The 14,079-nt window shown below is 61.7% G+C and carries 17 protein-coding genes; 8 read left to right on the forward strand and 9 right to left on the reverse strand.

The window, feature by feature from the left end; translation table 11 throughout:
• Positions 1-118 precede the first annotated feature (118 nt).
• The 3 genes from ACXYL9_RS01640 to ACXYL9_RS01650 all read right to left on the reverse strand — a co-directional run bounded on the left by ACXYL9_RS01640 (position 119) and on the right by ACXYL9_RS01650 (position 3,748).
• Entirely contained in the window at positions 119-868 is a 750-nt protein-coding gene (locus tag ACXYL9_RS01640) for a LytR/AlgR family response regulator transcription factor (RefSeq protein ID WP_459037846.1), read from the reverse strand.
• On the reverse strand, positions 865-2,124 hold the full coding sequence (locus tag ACXYL9_RS01645) for a sensor histidine kinase (protein WP_459037847.1): 1,260 nt from the start codon (positions 2,122-2,124) through the stop codon (positions 865-867). Before ACXYL9_RS01645 ends, ACXYL9_RS01640 begins: the two co-directional genes overlap by 4 nt.
• Before the next feature lie 97 nt (positions 2,125-2,221).
• Positions 2,222-3,748 (reverse strand): fumarate hydratase, encoded by a 1,527-nt coding sequence (locus tag ACXYL9_RS01650; RefSeq protein WP_459037848.1) that lies wholly within the window; start codon positions 3,746-3,748, stop codon positions 2,222-2,224.
• A gap of 201 nt (positions 3,749-3,949) precedes the next feature.
• Between ACXYL9_RS01650 and ACXYL9_RS01655 the strand changes: the two genes are divergently transcribed.
• The 5 genes from ACXYL9_RS01655 to ACXYL9_RS01675 all read left to right on the forward strand — a co-directional run bounded on the left by ACXYL9_RS01655 (position 3,950) and on the right by ACXYL9_RS01675 (position 9,163).
• The gene (locus ACXYL9_RS01655; protein ID WP_459037849.1) at positions 3,950-4,549 is read left to right on the forward strand and encodes a protein-L-isoaspartate O-methyltransferase family protein; all 600 of its coding nucleotides are present in this window, start codon (positions 3,950-3,952) and stop codon (positions 4,547-4,549) included.
• A gap of 2 nt (positions 4,550-4,551) precedes the next feature.
• Positions 4,552-6,018 (forward strand): TolC family outer membrane protein, encoded by a 1,467-nt coding sequence (locus tag ACXYL9_RS01660; RefSeq protein ID WP_459037850.1) that lies wholly within the window; start codon positions 4,552-4,554, stop codon positions 6,016-6,018.
• 20 nt (positions 6,019-6,038) lie between these two features.
• The gene (locus ACXYL9_RS01665) at positions 6,039-6,542 is read left to right on the forward strand and encodes a DUF2497 domain-containing protein (RefSeq protein WP_459037851.1); all 504 of its coding nucleotides are present in this window, start codon (positions 6,039-6,041) and stop codon (positions 6,540-6,542) included.
• Between the two features lie 93 nt (positions 6,543-6,635).
• Positions 6,636-8,780, forward strand: coding sequence for a S9 family peptidase (locus ACXYL9_RS01670; protein WP_459037852.1), 2,145 nt, complete (start codon positions 6,636-6,638; stop codon positions 8,778-8,780).
• On the forward strand, positions 8,777-9,163 hold the full coding sequence (locus tag ACXYL9_RS01675; protein WP_459037853.1) for a (2Fe-2S) ferredoxin domain-containing protein: 387 nt from the start codon (positions 8,777-8,779) through the stop codon (positions 9,161-9,163). Before ACXYL9_RS01670 ends, ACXYL9_RS01675 begins: the two co-directional genes overlap by 4 nt.
• Here ACXYL9_RS01675 and ACXYL9_RS01680 read toward each other — a convergent pair.
• The gene (locus tag ACXYL9_RS01680; protein ID WP_459037854.1) at positions 9,160-9,465 is read right to left on the reverse strand and encodes a hypothetical protein; all 306 of its coding nucleotides are present in this window, start codon (positions 9,463-9,465) and stop codon (positions 9,160-9,162) included. The genes ACXYL9_RS01675 and ACXYL9_RS01680 overlap by 4 nt on opposite strands.
• A gap of 100 nt (positions 9,466-9,565) precedes the next feature.
• Here ACXYL9_RS01680 and ACXYL9_RS01685 point away from each other — a divergent pair, with 100 nt between their 5' ends.
• From ACXYL9_RS01685 to xth, 3 genes are read left to right on the forward strand one after another with little or no spacing between them, the layout of a single operon-like run.
• On the forward strand, positions 9,566-9,997 hold the full coding sequence (locus tag ACXYL9_RS01685; RefSeq protein WP_459037855.1) for a CBS domain-containing protein: 432 nt from the start codon (positions 9,566-9,568) through the stop codon (positions 9,995-9,997).
• A 41-nt stretch (positions 9,998-10,038) separates the two neighbouring features.
• A complete protein-coding gene (gene erpA, locus ACXYL9_RS01690) occupies positions 10,039-10,368 on the forward strand; it encodes an iron-sulfur cluster insertion protein ErpA (RefSeq protein WP_459037856.1) in 330 nt (109 codons plus the stop codon).
• Positions 10,369-10,407: 39 nt separating this feature from the next.
• A complete protein-coding gene (xth, locus tag ACXYL9_RS01695; RefSeq protein WP_459037857.1) occupies positions 10,408-11,181 on the forward strand; it encodes an exodeoxyribonuclease III in 774 nt (257 codons plus the stop codon).
• A gap of 100 nt (positions 11,182-11,281) precedes the next feature.
• Here xth and ACXYL9_RS01700 read toward each other — a convergent pair whose 3' ends face one another.
• The 5 genes from ACXYL9_RS01700 to hpf all read right to left on the reverse strand — a co-directional run bounded on the left by ACXYL9_RS01700 (position 11,282) and on the right by hpf (position 14,066).
• Positions 11,282-11,956, reverse strand: coding sequence for a cell wall hydrolase (locus tag ACXYL9_RS01700; RefSeq protein WP_459037858.1), 675 nt, complete (start codon positions 11,954-11,956; stop codon positions 11,282-11,284).
• Between the two features lie 200 nt (positions 11,957-12,156).
• The gene (locus ACXYL9_RS01705) at positions 12,157-12,501 is read right to left on the reverse strand and encodes a DUF1491 family protein (protein WP_459037859.1); all 345 of its coding nucleotides are present in this window, start codon (positions 12,499-12,501) and stop codon (positions 12,157-12,159) included.
• Positions 12,498-12,986, reverse strand: coding sequence for a PaaI family thioesterase (locus ACXYL9_RS01710; RefSeq protein ID WP_459037860.1), 489 nt, complete (start codon positions 12,984-12,986; stop codon positions 12,498-12,500). Before ACXYL9_RS01710 ends, ACXYL9_RS01705 begins: the two co-directional genes overlap by 4 nt.
• A complete protein-coding gene (locus ACXYL9_RS01715; protein WP_459037861.1) occupies positions 12,961-13,422 on the reverse strand; it encodes a PTS sugar transporter subunit IIA in 462 nt (153 codons plus the stop codon). The genes ACXYL9_RS01710 and ACXYL9_RS01715 overlap by 26 nt, the downstream gene beginning before the upstream one ends.
• 71 nt (positions 13,423-13,493) lie before the next feature.
• Positions 13,494-14,066, reverse strand: a complete 573-nt coding sequence (gene hpf, locus ACXYL9_RS01720; RefSeq protein WP_459037862.1) for a ribosome hibernation-promoting factor, HPF/YfiA family — start codon at positions 14,064-14,066, stop codon at positions 13,494-13,496.
• Positions 14,067-14,079: the final 13 nt, after the last annotated feature.

A 14,079-nucleotide genomic window follows, 5' to 3' on the forward strand; every position in this document is an offset into this window, starting at 1 on the left:
AGGCTGCACCTCCACAAGGTCAGTCACGGAGCCCCGAGCCGGATACAGTCCCCCGGCTCGGGGTTTTTGTTTGAGTGAGAGAAAAAACGCTCGCGGATCGTCGAATGGCGAAGCTGCTTCAGCGGCCAGCCATTGCCTTGACCTTGGGCAGATAGGTCCGTCCGATCCGCAGCGCCTCGCCGTCTTCCAGTTCAACCGACCATACTCCGAGCCCGTCGTGACGCAGGCCGCGGATGCCGTCCTTGCGCAGGATGGTCGAGCGATGGATGCGGATGAACTGGTCAGGATCGAGCCGTTGCTCGAGCCCGGCGATGGTCTGCAACAGCAGGTAGGTCCGCTCCTGGTCGCCGGTGGTGACGTAGAGCCGGACGTAGTCTCGTTCGGCGTCGATGCGCGACACTTGCGAGGTCTCGATGCGGATGAGTTCGCTGCGATGCGGAACCCATAATTCCTGCAGCCACTCGCTCTCGGTCTTGCTGCGCGTCTCGCCGCGCCGAGCTACGGCCCGATCGATGGCGCGGGCGAGCCGCTCTTGCGCCACCGGCTTGAGAACGTAATCGACCGCGTCGGTATCGAAGGCTTCGACCGCGAAATGATCATGCGCAGTAACAAAGATGATGGCGGGCCGCTGCTCATGCTGGGCCAACCTGCGCGCGACTTCCAACCCGTCGAGACCCGGCATGGTCATGTCGAGCAGGACCAGGTCAGGCGCAAGCGCTTCGACCAGGCGCAAAGCGGCCTCGCCATCGCTGGCGGTGCCAACCACGTTCAGGGTAGGAAGCTTGGCGCAGATTACCTGCATACGCTCGACCGCCAGCGGTTCGTCATCGACGATCAAGGTGCGAAGTGCGGGGGTGTCTTCACTCACTTCTCGGCCTTTCGCTGCAGCGGCAAACGCAACTCGGAAACATAACCATCCTCGACCGGACCGGCGGCGATCGAAGCATGGCGTCCGAACCGGGCTTCGATCCGGTCCTTGACGTTGGCAAGGCCGATCCCGAAGCCGTGCTTGGTTCCCTCGGGTACCCCTGGGCCATCATCGGCTACCCGGATCACCAGCCGATCGAATTCCTCGTCCGCGCTGATGGTAATCCTGACCGGCCGGTTGACCGGCGCGACACCGTACTTGACCGCGTTTTCGATTAGCGGCTGCAAGATCATCCCGGGCACGCGGCACGATTCAAGCTGGCGTGGCAGTATGAATTCGACCTTGAGCCGATCGGGGAAACGCAGTTTCTCGATGTCGAGATAGTGTTTCTGCAATTCGAACTCGTCGACCAGCGGCACATCGGCGGTCGTTTCGTCCGCCAGGCTGTGCCGATAGAAATTGCTCATCGCCTGAATCATTTCCTCGGCCCGCTCGCTCTTGCCGGTCAGCACCAGCGAAGACAGCGAATTGAGCGTGTTGAAGAGGAAGTGCGGATTGACCTGGTAGCGCAGGGAACGCAGCTCAGCGGCCTTGGCAGCGGTGCGGAACCGTTCTCCGCGTCGCTCGGCTGCGCGAGCCAGCGCGCCTGCCAGCATGGCGAGATAGAGCGCGGCCCAGGTCAGCAACAGATAATAGCGGCTGAGTGCGGCATCTACGAGCGGCAGCCAGCGGGCATAACCCTCCTTCGCCTTCTCCAAGGTGAAGGTATAGACCGGTGGCTGGTCCTCCCCGCCCTCGGTGGCGGCTTCTTCGTCCTCGGTAACCCGCCAATCGCGCGGTTGCGGTATCTCGACCAGCAAATTGCCTGCCTCGTCGCGCCGCAGGCTGACCCCGCGCTCGTCGGCAAACTTCTTGTACATCTTGTCTTCGACTGCAGCGAACAATGTCTGGTTGACCTGCGCGATCATCACCGCAGCTGGCAGAGCAATGATCAGGGCAACGACGATCTTGAGCCAGGTCTTGGCGCTGTCGAACAAACGCAGGATGATCCACATACCGAAGGTCAGCGCGATACCCACGAGACACACTGCCCCGCGCCGCCAGAGCAGATCTGCGTCGAGCTCCATTCCCATCAACTGGCCGCGTGCGGTAATAAGCAGGAAATATACCGCCCACAGCCCCAGGATCGATCCGGCGACATACCGGAACGCGAGCCGCACTGCCTTTGGCTGCGAGGAAGTTTCAGTTGCAATCATATTCTGACTACAGCGTCTAGCCCGACAAGCGTGGCGAAAGCCAGAACCGTGGTCGAAGCAACTGGGTCTTTGGTCGAGCGCGCCCGGCCATCCGCCGCTAGCCGCGTTGCAACAGGTGCTCGTCGGCGATCCGCTTCTTCCAGATGGCAGGGGCGAGCGTGTGGACATTGTTTCCGCGGGCATCGACTGCAACCGTTACCGGCATGTCCTTGACGGTGAATTCGTAGATCGCCTCCATTCCGAGGTCCTCGAAGCCGATCACCTTCGATTCCTTGATCGCCCGCGCAACCAGATAAGCCGCGCCGCCAGTGGCCATCAAGTAGGCAACCTTGAAGCGGCTGATCACCTCGACAGCGTCCTGACCGCGCTCGGCCTTGCCGATCATCGCCAGCAGACCCTGGTCGAGCATCATCTCGGTAAAGCGATCCATGCGGGTGGCAGTGGTGGGTCCGGCCGGGCCGACCACCTCGCCCATCACCGGGTCGACCGGGCCGACATAGTAAATCGCGCGACCGCGGAAATCGACCGGCAGTTCCTCGCCTCGCTCGATCATATCCTGAATGCGCTTGTGCGCAGCATCGCGCCCGGTCAGCATCTTGCCCGAGAGCAGCAGCCGGTCGCCATGCTCCCAGCTATTGACCTCTTCCTGCGTCAGATTGTCGAGATCAACGCGCTTGGCAGCGACGTCGGGCTGCCAGTTGACGTTGGGCCATTGGTCGAGATCCGGTTGTTCGAGATAAGACGGGCCCGATCCGTCGAGCGTGAAATGGGCATGGCGGGTAGCGGCACAGTTCGGAATCATCCCTACCGGCTTGCCAGCCGCATGGCATGGCGCATCAAGGATCTTTACGTCCAGCACCGTGGATAGTCCGCCAAGCCCCTGCGCCCCGATGCCTTCGGCATTGACCGCATCGAAGATGTCGATCCGCAGCTGTTCGATATCGGTCGTTGCCCCGCGCGCTTTCAGCTGCGCCATGTCAATCGGCTCCATCAGGCTCAACTTGGCCAGCCTCATGCAATGTTCGGCGGTTCCGCCGATACCGATGCCGAGCATCCCCGGCGGGCACCAGCCGGCGCCCATCGAAGGCAACTGTTCGACCACCCAGTCGACGATATTGTCCGACGGGTTCATCATCTTGAACTTGGACTTGTTCTCGCTGCCGCCACCCTTGGCCGCGACATCGATGTCTACGCGGTCACCCGGCACCATTTCCACCGACAGCACGCTGGGCGTGTTGTCGCGGGTGTTGCGGCGGGTGAAGGCTGGATCGGCCAGGATCGACGCGCGCAGCTTGTTCTCGGGGTGATTATAGGCGCGCCGGACGCCCTCATCGACCACTTCCTGCAAGCTCTGCGATGATTCGAGTCGGCAGTTCTGCCCCCAGCGGATGAAGACATTGACGATACCTGTGTCCTGGCAGATCGGGCGATGGCCCTCGGCGCACATCCGGCTGTTGGTCAGTATCTGCGCGATAGCATCCTTGGCCGCCTCGCCCATCTCGACCTCATAGGCGTCGCCCAGGGCGCGGATATAGTCCATCGGATGATAGTAGGAGATGAATTGCAGCGCATCGGCGACGCTTTCGATCAGGTCGGCTTCGCGGATAATCACCATGTCGCTCATCGAAGCGATACTCCTTCTCGTAGAACCGGGCATGTCTGCTGGCCCGAATATCCCAACATGCACCGTGCGCCCATAGGCCCGGCAAGTGGCACGCGTCAAAGCACTTGGCCCGAAAGCACTTGGCCCTCGGGCGCCATGCCTTTAAAGCGACAATTGACGAACTGTGTTATAACTGTAATACAGCCAGCCAACCGAGGGATCATGATCGACACTGCCACTCGCCCGCATGACTTTGCCACCGCCCGTAAGGCAATGATCGTTTCGCAACTGCGCACCAGCGGCGTGAATACGCCGGCGGTTCTCCAGCGCATGGCCAGCGTGCCGCGCGAAAACTACGCGCCGCGCGAAGCGCATGGCTTTTGCTACATGGATCGCTCGATCGCGCTTCCCGAAGGCGGAACCCTGGCGCAACCGGTCTCGCATGGAAAGATGCTGGAACTCGCTGCGCCCCGTACCGAAGACACCATTCTGGTGGTCGACAATTCCAACGGCTACCTCGCAGCGCTGGTCGAGCCGCTGGGCGGCAAGATGACCGTCATCAGCCCCGAAGAAGCCGCCGCTGGCAAAAAGCGCGGCTCATTCGACTTGATCCTGATCGATGGCGCAGTCGAGACAATGCCTCCAGCTCTGGCCAAGCGGCTGTCTGACGACGGCCGCATCGTGACCGGACTCGTCCACGGAGGCGTGACTGCGCTGGCGATCGGCCGGCGCACGGGCAAGGATGTAGCCTTCCGCCGGGTCGAGGATATAGCCCTGCCCCGCCTGACTGCATTCGATACCCCCAAGAGCTGGGCCTTCTGAACATGTCGCGGGCCGCGTTCAGGAATGCCGCATTGGCGGGCACGGTCATGCTCGCCGCGGCCCCGGCCCAAGCCGACACCCTGCGCGAAGCGCTGGTCGAGGCCTACCAATCCAATCCCACTTTGCAGGCGGCACGCGCCAACCAGCGCGCCGAGGACGAGAACGTCAATATCCAACGCGCGCCCGGCGCGCCGAATGTAACAGCGACGGGGCAATATATCGAATTCGTCAAGCCATCGCCCAACTCTTTCGCCCCGACCGAGCGGCTGTTCACGGTTGGCCCCGACTTATCCGTGCCGCTCTATGCCGGTGGCGCGGTCAAGAACGGCGTGCGGGCCGCGAAAGAACGTGTCGCCGCCGGTCGTGCCGGACTGCGGGGGACAGAGAGCTTTGTCTTTACCCAGGTCGTCAGCGCCTACATGAACGTTCTGCGCGACCAGGCGCTGGTGGCACTCAACGCCAATCAGGTGCAGGTTCTGGCGGTTAACCTGGAGGCGACAAGCGACCGTTTCGAGATTGGCGACCTGACAAGGACCGACGTGGCACAATCGCAATCGCGACTGGCCCAGGCGCAGGCCGATTTCCGCAATTCGCAGGCGTCACTGATTCTGGCGCGCGAGACCTACGTCCAGTTGGTCGGATCGGCTCCCGACAATCTCCAGCCTCCTCCGCCCCTGCCCAACCTGCCGGCAAATCCAGAAATCGCGGTGGCAACCGCGCTCGAGGAAAACCCTGACCTGATCGCCGCCCGCGAACGTGCCCAGGCAGCCGGGTTCGATGTCGAAGTGGCCGGTTCGGGCCGCCTGCCCTCGGTCTCGCTGTTCGCAGGACTCGACTATTCCGATTATTTCGGGACGCTGGCCGGCGGAAATCCAGCCCTTTCTCAGACCGAGACCACCGCCAGCGCAGGTGTGCGATTCTCCGTACCAATTTTCCAGGGTGGATTGCCCGCAGCACGCCAGCGGCAGGCTGTCGCCCGCGAATCGGCCGCGCTCGAGCAGGTGATCGCTGCCGAGCGCGAGGTCATCGCCACGGTGCGCGCGGCCTATTCCAGCTATTACGCCTCGCAGGCGGTGATCGAAAGTTCGCAGGTGGCTGTAGAAGCTGCCGAATTGAGCCTTGAAGGTGTGCGCGCAGAGAATTCGATCGGCAATCGCTCGATCCTCGACGTGCTCAATGCCGAACAGGAACTGCTGCGCGCAAGGTCGCTTCTGGTGACTGCGCGACGCAACGCCTATGTCGCCGGCTTCGCCCTGCTGGCCGCGATGGGCAAGGCCGAGGCCCGCGATCTCGCTCTCGAAGGCGGCGTGTTATATGACCCAGTTGTCAATTACGAACGAGTCGATGGCCGCTTCTGGGACTGGGATCGAGACCCTGATCCGGTAGCGCAATCAACGAGAACCGTTGACATTCCCGCTGCAAATGCGGACATTTCCGACAACGCTGCGGCATCGATACCGCAGCCCTAGGGTTCAGCAGGGGAAACGGCATGCGCCAGGACGGCGAAGCCTCGGTCGAGGAAATACTCGAATCGATCAAGAAAGTGATTGCGCGCGACAACCGGGTCGGTGCGGTCGAAGCACGTCGGCGCCGCCACAGCGAGGTCGAGGACGCGCCCGAACCGGCCGATGCCGAAGAGGCTGAAGAAGTGCTCGAACTCGACACCGAAGCGATGGTCGACTTGCCAGCTGGCGAAAATGGAGACGGCGTTACGGAGAGTGGCGAATACGATGCCGACGATGAGGTCGACGAAGAGCCATTGCTGACCGCAGCAGCGCGTGATTCGATGCGCGACAATCTCGCCGCATTGGCCATGCTGGCCGAGCCGGGGGCCAGGCCGCAAATCGTGCGCTCGGGCGAAACCTCGATTGAAGGCCTGGTGCGCGAGATGTTGCGGCCAATGCTGGCGCAGTGGCTCGACGAGCACCTCCCGCCGATGGTCGAGCGCATGGTGCGCGACGAGATCGCCCGGGTCGCCGGCAAGCGGGGCTAGAACCCTCCGCCAAGCTACGGCACCCTTCGCCACGGGCTGTGTCCGAGACAAAGCGCTTGCGCGAACGCGGCTAAGGCTTAGACCCTCGCCTCCATGAAAACATTCCTCGGGACGACGCTGGCCTTGGGCCTCGTCACTTCGCTCGGCACACCGCTTTTCGCGCACGAAGCCGCTACGCCCATGACTGCCCGTGACCTCGTCACCATGCCGCGGCTCGGCAGTCCGGTGGCGAACAAAAGCGGCCGTTTCGCGGTCTATCCGGTCACTACGACAGACCCCATGACGCTGGCGCGCACGAGCAAGCTATACCTTCGCAGCCTGACCGATCTGTCAGCCGCACCGGTCGAGCTCGACCTCGGCGGCAAGGCGTGGTCGCCGGTTTTCGGCTCCGACAACTTACTGTATTTTCTCTCCGACCGTTCTGCCGATGGTGCGGACGGCGAAAAGGGCGCAGTCGAGATCTGGCGTGCTGCGCTGAAAGCCGATGGGACAGCTACTGATCCGGTGAAGGTCACCAGCATGGGCACTTCCATCGATGGTTTCGCGCTTTCGCCCGAGGGTAACGCCGTCGCCATCTGGGCCGAAATCGGCCGCGACTGTGCGAGTTTCGGCTGCAAGGACGATGGCAAGGCGCACCTCCCTGGCCCCGGCAACGGCCGACTATATGACGGGGCCGACGGGTTCTTCCGCCATTGGGATACGTGGGAGACACCCGGTACGTTTTCGCGCGTCTTTGTGTTTGGTCTCGAAAACGGTAAGACGGTGGGGGAAGGGCGCGCACTCGATGGCCTCTCGGGTGAAGAAGGTGCCCTTACCGGTGACACGCCGACCAAGCCGTTCGGCGGCGGCGAGGACATTGCCTGGGCGCCCGACGGCAAGGCGGTCTATTTTGTCGCCAGGGACGCAGATGCAAAAGAGCCGCTGTCGACCAATCTCGATATCTACCGCGCTGCGGTGGACGGCGGGGTGCCGACCAACCTAACCGCCGGCAACGAGGCCACCGACAACGCGCCGGCGCCCTCACCCGATGGCCGCTATCTCGCTTACCTGGCGATGGATCGGCCCGGCTATGAAGCCGACCGGCTGACGGTGATGTTGCGCGATTTGCGCCGCGGCACGACGCGCGCGTTGACCGGTAATTACGACCGCAGCTTCCACTCGCTCGTCTGGACGCCCGATTCGCGCTGGATCGTCGCCTTGGCTCAAGACGTGCTCGATACACCAGCCTTCCGCATAGATCCGCGCACCGGCGCGGTCGAGAAGCTGGACCTGATAGCGGGTAGCGAAGCGCATCTCGGCAATGTCACGCCGCTGGTCGGCAACCGCCTGCTGTTCACCCGCGATTCGATCGGTGCACCGCCCGAACTCTATCTCTCGCAAGGCTGGAAACAGGCCAAGCCGATCTCGCAAGTGGCGTCGGCCGCAGTTGGAAAGCTGGCCTCGACCGTGACCACCCGGTTCAGCTTCGAAGGCGCGGGCGGAGATACTGTGTGGGGCCAGATCACCAAGCTGGAAGGGGCCAAAGGGCGAATCCCGGCCATCCTCTACATCCACGGCGGCCCGCAGGGCTCGTTCAACGATGGCTGGTCAACGCGCTGGAACCCGCGGGTTCTGGCGAGCCAAGGCTATGCCGTGATTTCGGTCGATTTCCACGGCAGCACTGGATACGGCCAGGCCTTCACCGACGCCATCAACAAGGACTGGGGCGGCAAGCCGCTTGAAGACCTGCAGAAAGGCCTCGCCGCCGCGCTCGATCTCGATCCGCAGATCGATGGCAGCCGCGCCTGTGCAATGGGCGCAAGCTATGGTGGCTACATGGTCAACTGGATCGCCGGTAATTGGCCCGACCGGTTCAAGTGCCTGGTCCAGCATGACGGCCTGTTCGACATGCGCAGCTTTTACTACACGACCGAGGAATTGTGGTTTCCACGCTGGGACTTCGGCGGCTCCTATTCGCAGGCGCGTGACACCTACGAGCGCTGGAACCCGGTCAATCATGTCGACAAGTGGCAGACCCCGATGCTGGTAGTCGCGGGCGAAAAGGATTTCCGCGTCCCCTATACGCAGGGACTGGCCAGCTTCACTGCCTTGCGGGAACGCGAAATTCCCTCGCAACTGCTGGTCTTCCCCGATGAAAATCACTGGGTGCTGGGCGCCAAGAACTCGCTGCAATGGCACCAGACTGTGTTCGCCTGGCTCGACCGCTGGCTGAAGGAAGGCGGAGAGGCCGGGGAGTGACGCCTGACAAGAAGATCGCCAAGGCGCGTCGGGCGCTGCGCTCGATCGGCGGCGAGACGATAGAACGGCATATCTTCCTGTGCGCCATGAGCGAGAAGCAGAAATGCTGCCGGCGCAAGGATGGCGAAGCCTCTTGGAAATACCTGAAGGGGCGACTCAAGGAGCTGGGCCTGACCGATGGGGGCATCGTCCAGCGGACCAAGGCCGATTGCCTGCAGATCTGCGCTGCCGGCCCGGTCGCGGTCGTTTATCCGGACAAGATCTGGTACCATTCCTGTACCGAGGAAGTGCTCGAGCGGATCATCCAGGAACATCTGATCGGCGGCGAGCCGGTCGAGGAGTTCAGGCTGACCGAGGCACGCGACGGCCGGCCCTCGAGCTAGTCGTCATCTTCGCCCTCTTCGCGCCGGGGTAACCGATTGTCGACCGAATCGTCGTGGCCCGTACCGTTGGAGAGAAATACCAGCCCCATCAGCGCGCTCATCAGCATCATCGAAAAGCCGATTCCGAGCGCAACCGCGATGAAAAAATGCGGCGAGATGTTTTCGTTCTGCGTGTAGAGCAGGCCCAGCGCGATGATCACCACGCCAACCGTCGCCAGCAACATGAAGCGCATCAGCCGCCGATAGCGCGCCCAGGCAAAAGCGGCGTTTTGCGGGTCATCGAGCGGGGATTTGTGCACCATGCGAGCCTCCTGCATCGGCGCGACCTGACAGTAAACCTGTCGATTCGCCAATTCGGCCGTTCCGTGGCATATTTGTGATGCAACGGAAGGAACACGAAACATGGACATTGCCCAGCTTATTGCCGGCCGCAACCCTTCGGATATCATCACCTGCGATGCCGGGCAGCCGGTGCGCGAGGCGGTGGCCATACTCGCCAGCAAGCGGATTGGTGCCTTGCCGGTGATGAAGGACGGCCAGGTCGCCGGAATTTTCTCCGAACGCGATGTCCTCTACCGCCTGGCTGACGAAGGCACCGCTTGTCTCGACATGCTCATCGCGCAAGTGATGACTGCTCCGGCCATTACGGTCGAAAAGTCGACCAAGGTCGATGAGGCACTCAGCCTGATGACACAGCGTCGCATTCGGCACCTGCCGATAACCGACAACGGCGTTTTCGCGGGCTTTGTTTCGATCGGAGATCTCGTCAAATCGCGGATCGACGAGGTCGAGCACGAGGCACAGGCAATGCGCGATTATATCCAGACCGCCTGACGCCGCTTGAGACTGGACCTCGTGCGCACTACATCGGGCCGATGAACATCACTCCTAGCCTGACCCAAGCCGCCGCCACGCGTGTGCGCAGCATTGCCGAGAAACAGGGCAAGCCGGCGATTTTGCGCCTGGCGGTTGATGGCGGTGGCTGTTCGGGTTTCCAGTACCGGTTTGAACTGGCCGAGACCCTTGAAGCGGATGACCGTGAAAGCGAAACCGACGGCGTGAAGCTGGTGATCGATCCGATGAGCCTCGAGCTGGTGTCCGGAAGCACAGTCGATTTCGTGGAATCGCTGGGCGGTGCTGCTTTCCGGGTCGAAAATCCGCAGGCCGCCGCTGGCTGTGGCTGTGGGTCGAGCTTCGGCATTTAGGTTTTACGCCAGCGCGCCAATCGGGCATGAACTCGCCCCATGCGCATCGCAACCTACAATATCAATGGCATCAAGGCCCGCCTGCCGCGGCTGCTCGAATGGCTCCAGGAAACTCGGCCCGCGGTCGCCTGCCTGCAAGAGATCAAGACCCAGGACGAGGGCTTTCCCACCGCCGAATTCGAAAAGATCGGCTATCACGCCATCTGGCACGGGCAAAAAAGCTTCAACGGCGTGGCTATCCTCGCCGACGGGGTAAAGCCCGAGGAAAAGCAACGCGGCCTACCAGGAGACGATAGCGACGATCATGCGCGCTATCTCGAGGCCGATGTCGCAGGGATCCGCATAGCCAACCTCTACCTGCCCAATGGCAATCCCCACCCCGGCCCCAAGTTCGATTACAAGCTGGCCTGGATGGAACGTCTGCGGGCGAGAATGCGAACCCTATGGGAAAGTGAGCAGCCCACCATCGTGCTCGGCGATTTTAACGTTATCCCGCATGATGATGACGTCTGGTCGGTGCGGGCGATGCAGGACGATGCGCTGATGCAGCCCGAATCCCGCAACGCTTATCAACGCCTACTCGCTGATGGCTGGACCGATGCGGTGCGTACGCTCAATCCGCGCGGCGGGGTATGGACCTATTGGGATTACCAGCGCGGGGCGTGGCAGCGCGATCACGGCTTTCGCATCGACCATTGCTTGCTCTCGCCCGAATTGGCCGATCGGCTCACTGCCGTTGGCGTCGACAAGGAATTTCGCGGGCGCGAAAAAGCGAGTGATCACACCCCCGTCTGGGTTCAGATCGGCAGCTGACCAAGGTTGGTCCCGACAACAACCCAGCACAAGAAAAAGCCCCCATGCATCCCGTCCGATGCAAGGGGGCCTCTTCGGCTTTCGCTATCGCCGGATTTTCTTAGCGATAGAAGATATGGGTCTTGATCGTAGCCCGCGCCTGTTTGCGATAGCTCCACTTGGGCTTCACGTAATTGGCGTGGAAATAGAGCGAATCCTGAGCTTCGCTTTCCCACAAGCCTTCATGGGCGATGCGGGCAATCTTCTTGGCCTTACGCCATGCGCCCGAACCACGCGCAATGCGGGGCATACGGCCGCTCTTGACGAAAGAGAACTGCGCTCGTTGATAGACGACACCACAGTAGTCAGCCGGGAAGACATTAGATTCAGCACGGTTGATAACAACCTGCGCCACCGCCAGCTGGCCGTTGATCGGCTCACCGCGCGATTCGAAATAGACCGCGCCGGCAAGGCATTCCATCTGACGCGAAAGTTCGCTCGGCGCGTCGACCTGGGTTAGCAGTTCGCGCAGGGTGTCCGCTTCGAATTCGTTTTCCTGGGAATTTTCCGCCACGTCTCCAGACGTTTCAGCGACAGCTTCGGTTTCCGGCAGCGGCTGGGCCACTTCTTCGGTCACGAAGACAACAGGGACGGTCTCTTCGACCATCGGCGCCTCGGTGGCGAGGGCCACTTCGGCTTGCTGGGCATTAGCACCATATGCTTCGGCACTACCGACCATGGCAACGGCCCCGGCGACAATCGCGGCAAGGCCAATAAGAGGGGTCTTTCGACTCATGTCACTCAATTACTGTGCGGTGAGCGGACCTGTCGCAGGCTGGAACCCTGTCGCGTTAATTGCGTTCATTGGAGTGTGGTTCGTTGCGGACCTGCCGGTCGCCCCCCGTCTGCGTGCTTGCTGTTCGGCAAGGATGCCGCACAACCGCCTGCGCTTTTTGGAGAGGTCCGTCAGATAGCTGGGTTGACGTTTAAGTCAACTTAACCGGCCAAGCTTTCGATGAACCGTTCTCGATCTGGGACGTCTGCCTCCAGTACCCAAATATCGCTGTCCTGCCGCCTTCTTTTCTCGATATAATCTGCAAAATCGCTTGATTTTTCAATATCTTGCGTTCGAGTTGTAGACCACAGGCGGTTTCCGTCGAGATTGGGCATTCTTTCCAGAAGTTGCTCGTCACAGCCCCGTTCGGACACGATCAGCAAGATTGTTCCGGCATCGCGTTCGCCTTTGGCTATGACTGCCGCAAAACCACCTTGCGACTGAACTAGGCGGATTATTGCAGATATTTCGAGATGGGCGGGCAGGCGCGAATCGCCCATGGTCATTGCCCGGACGCGTAACCGGACAATCCGGACAGGGCGATGTGCGAGCGCATGAAGGTACCGGTGCCGCGCCCGATTTCATCGCCTTCGGCATCAACCAGCCGCGCTTCCGCGACGAAAACGCGCCTCTTCCCGCTGATCCATCGTCCCTCTGCCACGACCTGTCCTGTTCGGACCGGCTTGGTGAAGTGGAGATTGAACGAAGTTGTGAGCAGGAAACGATCGGTGACGAGCGAATTGGCAGCGTAGAAAGCCGCATCGTCGAGCATCTTGAAATAGATCGTCCCATGTGCCGCACCGGCCGCGTGAAAAGACCTCTCGGTCACTTCAAATGCGATACGCGATTGCCCTTGTGCCTCGATTACGAGCTTCGACGCGAACAACTCATTGACCGGTGCGGAGGCATACAGCCGCTCGAGCGCGCGAAAGTGGGATTCCGCCCCACCCGCATCGCCGGTTCCGTCAGGCTGCGTCACGATCAACCGCATCGGTAAGCATGGCATAAGCCGCGTCGTCGCCGGGCGCTTCGGTCAGATGGCGATGAACCTCCTCGTCGCGCACCAGACGCGAGATCGCGGCCAGCGCGCGCAAATGGGTCGCTCCCGCGCCACTCGGTGAAAGCAGCCCGAAGACGAGATCGACCGGCATCCCGTCAGCGGCACCAAAATCGATCGGCGTCGCCAGCCGCAGCAGCGCTGCGACAGGGCGATCCACAGTGTCGATGCGGGCATGGGGGAGTGCGACACCGCGACCAAACCCGGTGCTACCGAGCTTCTCCCGCTCTTCCAAGCCTTCGAGCACGACAGCATGGTCCAGCGCGTAGGAGGCAGAGAACCGGTCCGCCAGCGCCAACAGAATAGCCGACTTGTCAGCGGCGGCGACGCTAGCCACCGCGTCGGGGGAAAATCGAAACAGAGAATTCATCGCGGAAGCAATTCGTCGTTCTAGGCAGTTGAAACGCGGGCGCGCGCTAGACTGAGACAATCCTGCCCGACCTAATGCGGTTCGACCCAACCGATCGAACCGTCGCGGCGGCGATAGACCATATTGTGTCGGCCTGTTCCAGCGTTTTTAAAGAACAGGGCGTTGGTATCGCGAAGGTCCAGCATCATCACCGCGTCAGCGACCGAGGTTTCGGGAATGTCAACCTTGGTCTCGGCCACAACCGGCGGAGCCTCGCCCGCATCCGAATTCTCGTCGTCCGTCTCGGGTTCTGCGGCGAATATCGTATAGGCGGCCTCTTCCTCGCGGATAGCGTGCGCCGCCTGCTCGTGCCGATCTGTCAGCCTCCGCTTGTAGCGGCGCAATTGCTTGTCGATCTTTTCTGCAGCCGCATCGAGCGCCTGATGCGCGTCATGCGCTTCACCGTGAGCCTTGAGTACCAGCCCCTGCGTGACATGAGTCACGATATCGCAGGCAAACGCCCCCGCCGGGGCCTTGCCGAAGGTGACATGCGAAGACAGCGCGCGGCTAAAATACTTCTCAACGATGGAACCAAGGCGGTCAGAAGCATGGTCCTGCAAGGCGCTGCCGGTATCGACCTGGTGGCCGGAAATGCGAATATCCATTTTTGGCTATCTC

It is taken from the genome of Qipengyuania sp. CAU 1752, assembly GCF_054482615.1.